Genomic DNA, 4,889 nt, shown 5'->3' on the forward strand with positions numbered 1-4,889 from the left:
GTGGTAAAAGGAAAGCGAAAACCTTTGAAAGGAAGATGAAAACGGGACTCATTAGCGACCATATCTGACCATGCTTCCAGATAAGATTTATCTCTGAAATTCAAACGTTTATAACCAGATGAGGCCAGTTCAGCGCGGTAATCTTTCAGCAACTGAAGGTTCTCCTCAGTTATTTTGCCGGTCAGGGTAGCTGTTACAGGAATTTTAAAATCACGGCAAAGCCTGAGTAAGCTTTCGAGTTGTTTTTTACTTCCGTAAGGTTGAATGGTGGCACAAAAAGCATAGGGAGAGGCATCCGGCCATGGATGTATTTCAATCCTGGCGGTTTTGTTCCGGTAATAATCATCCAGAACATATTCGTAAAATTGTTCAATAGCAGCCATGTCCCAGAATCCACCCTGATTGGTAACATGCAAATAATAGGAAGATGGAAACAGAATGGCTGTACCATTTTCATAACTATTTTGAATAAAAGCAGGGAAATGAACATCATGCTGTCTCCATTCTGCAAATATTTTCAGTTTTTTTGAAAGGATAGAATCCGCCACCAACACCCAGGTATCTGTTTTGAGTGTGTCAGTGTTAAGTTCAGGTAATTTACCGGACGACTGAACCAGGCTAAATCCATTGATGTTTTGTTCGGATAAAATGACTCCAAAACAATTGCTTAAAGGCCAGTTCTGAGGTTGTAGCCGGCCATAAAGGCTGATGCGGTCGCTGCCTTCCTCATTATTTCTGCCTATGTTGTCGCCTGCAATCAGATAACCACCGTTTTTCACCCATTTTTCGATATTTTCCAGCTCGTCATCCGACATAAAGGTCAGGGAATATTCCCTGTCGGCATCATGATAACCGGCTGCTGATGAAAGAATAAGAATGTCGTATTGAGCAAGTAAGTCAGGATTAGTCAAAATTTTTCTGTCGGTATTGACCATCACGGCTCCGTGGGAATTGAAAAAATGAGACGCTACCTGAACGCCCGCAGGCAATGTGCCGTTTTGTAAAGTGTTTCCGGTGGTTACAAAAGCTATTCTCGGGATACGGTAATGATAGGCTTCCGTGTTCCTGTCATTTTTATGGCAGGAAGAAAAAAGGAGTATCGCAGTTAATAAAATTAAAAATGTTCTTGTTTTCATGGCTCCATGATTTCAATGGTTACTTCCTTTCCGGGAAAACAAAAGAGCATTGCTTCGCCACTATGCAGATTGTAAATGCCGTCACTGGCTGATCCGCTGACTTTGATAATTTTTGCTTTCGAACGGTATTTGACTGCCAGAGGGAGGTATTTATCAGGTGCATTGTCGGGCACTACACAATTTACAAAAATCAGATTATTGAAGTTTTTGGTTTTTATCGTGCATTGACGATAGCAGTTTTGATAGACCAGCAGTTTTTCAGGAGTGGTAATCCAGTATTTGTTGTTTCTGAAAAGGCGTATCAACCGGTGGAGTTGCTCTTCGGTTACAGTTCTCTGATTTCTGACCATTTCAGGGTTTTTGACAATTTTGTCAATGTAGAAATTATACCAGCCTTTTTCAGCGTTTAAAAGTGAATCTATCAGTTGATAATCTGAAGTTTGTTTAAAAAGCCTGAACCCGTTTTGATGTGAACGGTAATATGCATCTGTTTGGCTCATCGCTATCTGAATATCCTGAAAATCAGTAGGTTTGCTTTTGAATGGGAAGTTGTCGGGCAGAAGCACTGACGTACATTTTTTTCCTGTCCATTCATCAACAGCAATCATTTTGGTCTTTAAGGCCTGCACAAAATTTTCACTTTGATTTTCAGGCAGTTTAAAGATAAAATCACCTCCGGCTGAATCAATGGAAGCAGCAAGCGCTCTGTTGATATTGAACAGCGGATTTTTTTCATTTGATTGGGGAAGCTCCGAAATAATGAATGAAGCCTGTATGTCATACGTCAGCAGGGAAGGCAAGACTATTTCACGGATTGATTTTTCGGTAACATTAAATACAAGGCTGATGGCTCCCTGATAATCTCCCGGGTATGGCAAAAGGGTAAAATTCTCGTCTGTGGGTTCGGAATCTGTGTTTTGAGGAACTTTTTTTAATCGGGCAAATTCTTTTTTAAGGCTGTAATAAACTGGTTTTAAACGCATTTTGTAGGGAGGGTCAATCCAGCTATCCCATGTATAAAAATAAGTTCCTGATTCCGGAATTTTTTTTACCAGTTGGTCATTCTTGTCGGTTATAAAAAACTGAATATGAAAGCCATCTGTAATGCTGTAATCCATTTCGCGTGTTTTGGGATTGTTGTCGAGAACAGCATGGATGGAAGGATCGGTAACATTCAGCATTTGCCAGGTAAAACGAAGTTCCAGTATTTTTTTGCTGTTGTCCCAATACCAGTCGGCATTGGATGATGCCGGGGAGGATGAAATCCCGTAAGTCAGTTTGCCGCGGTTATGTTTGATCTCCGGGAATTTCTCTCCGGTAACAGATTCCCTTTTCCTGTTGGCCAGCAACCACTGGCTCACAAATTTCCCGTTGTTGTTATTAACCGAATGATAGGGGGGAACAATCTGCTCTCCCCTGTCGGTGAAAACGGTATAATAATCATCCACAAAAAGTTCAGCGTTTCCGGTATTTTGAAATTCTGCCAGAAACTCTATACCATGTTCATTTTCATCTTCCAGAAAGCGGAGTTTATGTTCGCCTTTTAATTTGTCGTAAGTATCAAAAGCAATGTATAGATTATGCTTTTTGAAATCAAAATCAGGCAGTTGTGCAAGAATATAAAAATAAGCCGGATCGGCTGAAAAGTTTACCTGAATATCTTTCCCTGTTTTCAGCTCAGTCCAGTCTTTGCCATTGGCATCAATAGTCTTTTTGATGCTTTCGCAGGCCACAATGCCGTAATTTTGTTCCGGGTTTTCGAGATTGTGCCATAATCTTCTGTTTTCAGCCGGCTCTTCAAAATCCATCACCAGCCAGTTGCGCTTAAACCATTCGTCTATCCATTCGAAATAAACAGCACCTGCGCATCTGGTATTATAAATATCGCGGGTCAACACTTCTGAAAGAACAGCCTGTTCCATTTCGCTATGCCCACCCTGGTCGAATCCCAGCGGAGTATAATGACTGTTACCCCTGCTCGATGGCAGCCCATATTCTGAAATGAGTAATGGAATACCCTTGCAATGCTCTTTCAGGTCGAGCAGGTAAAAATAAAAATTGTCCTTTTTTCCATCTGGTTTGATTGGATGACTGTATTTGGCTTCGTTACAGATAAAATCAGGGTAGTAGGGATAAACATGATAGCTGGCAAAAAAACCGGCTAAATAATTTGTAGTTTTATGAAAATGAGTAAAATCAAGACTTTTCAGGTCATTGTCATATTCCCTGACATATTCCGCTTCGATATATTCAGAGGAATGAAACATGGGATCCAGCGGCAGCCAGTTGACAAAAGAAACAGGTCTTTGAGTCTGAAAGGTCTGGGTTTCGTATTGTATGGCAAAGTCCATCATTTCTCCCAGCCACACCTCCATGGCATTTCCCTGATGAACATTGATAAAATTACCTCTGAATTCCGTTTTTTTCATCAGTCTGTTGGTTTTTTCCACTGCATCGGGTTCCCATTCCCTGCCCAGCAGAATACCGGCTACGTATTGTGAAATATCCGTCTGATATACCCCTGAAGCATGGCCTGGTTTTTCTGCCACGACAGCCTTACCATGAATCAGATTGATAACTTTGATGATTTCTTCCTGAAAATTTCTCACAAACTCCACATTGTAAAAATTTCCCTCTGCAGGAAGTTCTGTCCATACTCCCTGGAATAAATATAGTTTTTTTGAAAAATAACGCTGATTATGAACAGCCAGTGCACGGTAAAATTCCGGTGGCAGAACTGTATAAACCCTGATTACATTGGCATTCATTTCTCCTATCAATCTGAACCATTCAAGATATTGTTCAAAGCTCAGTGAAAACTCTGTCGGGAATTTTCCCGGGACAGCCGTCCCGATATTGACCCCTTTGAAAAATATTTTTTCCCATTGGTTATCTGATTTTAGAACTTCAAAATAATCCCTGTCAGCTTTAAAGGAATAAGTACTTTTTTGAGAAATGCCGGCAATTTCTTCAGCAGGCAAGGGGTTAAACAATGGTTTTGATTTATCTGTTACCTCAACCAGCTTTATTTTTTCCGAACGTATGTTTTCTTCTATTTTCATCATACTCCTGACTGTCAGTGCCAACAGGACGATTAAAATGGCAATAATCAGATATTTGGCTTTCATTAGAAATAAATGATGAGGTTTCCGAAAATTACCCTGTTTTTGTAATATGGATTGATAAATCCGCTGTATCCGGCAGAAATACTCAGGGATTTAAAATTATACCCTGTTTCTGTTTCCCAGTTAATATTGTCCACATTCAATGTTTTTGCTACGATACTTCCCGGATTCTGAACTGATTCTTCATAATAAAGTTCCCTGCCGATATTATAATTTCCTGCAGCATAAAAATAAAGTTTTTCATGGAAGAAAGCCTGATAAAAACCTGTGGAAATGCCTGTCAGTTTCCGGCCTTTTGGTGTGTAGTAAAGCGGAGAACTATAGGTGAAATCCATAAAAGAATAGTTCAGTCCGACTGAAAGGGATGGATTATTCAAAATCCTGTATCTGGCAGAAAATGTATACGTATAGTAAGGGTTAACATCCGGTTCATATTTCTGGTGTTCAAAGTCGGCAATTTCATTCTTCCGGGTGATGCCATACCTGAATGAAGCATTGAAAGTCAATTTGTTATAAATAGCCGATAGGTTATTTGCAAAATAATCCTGTCCTACCTGATTCCAGTAGTAAAAGTAGTCGTAGGCAGCAGCAGTGGTATTGTAAAATTTAAGGGTTTTGATTCGCCAGA

General features: G+C 40.1%; 3 protein-coding genes. All 3 read right to left on the reverse strand.

Annotated elements, in window-relative coordinates; all coding sequences use genetic code 11:
- The coding region (locus GX437_07285) for a hypothetical protein (GenBank protein NLJ07455.1) at nt 1–1,136 on the reverse strand (1,136 nt) is incomplete at its 3' end.
- The gene (locus tag GX437_07290; protein NLJ07456.1) at nt 1,133–4,264 is read right to left on the reverse strand and encodes a hypothetical protein; all 3,132 of its coding nucleotides are present in this window, start codon (nt 4,262–4,264) and stop codon (nt 1,133–1,135) included. The genes GX437_07285 and GX437_07290, both read right to left, overlap by 4 nt.
- Nucleotides 4,264–4,889, reverse strand: a 626-nt coding sequence (locus GX437_07295; protein ID NLJ07457.1) for a hypothetical protein, incomplete at its 5' end; no start/stop codon positions are given. The genes GX437_07295 and GX437_07290, both read right to left, overlap by 1 nt.

The organism is Sphingobacteriales bacterium (assembly GCA_012517435.1).
GTDB lineage: Bacteria > Bacteroidota > Bacteroidia > CAILMK01 > JAAYUY01 > JAAYUY01.

Excerpts from the sequence above, each read along its gene's own strand:
- GX437_07290 (NLJ07456.1), bottom strand. The coding sequence starts at position 4,264 with ATGAAAGCCAAATATCTGATTATTGCCATTTTAATCGTCCTGTTGGCA.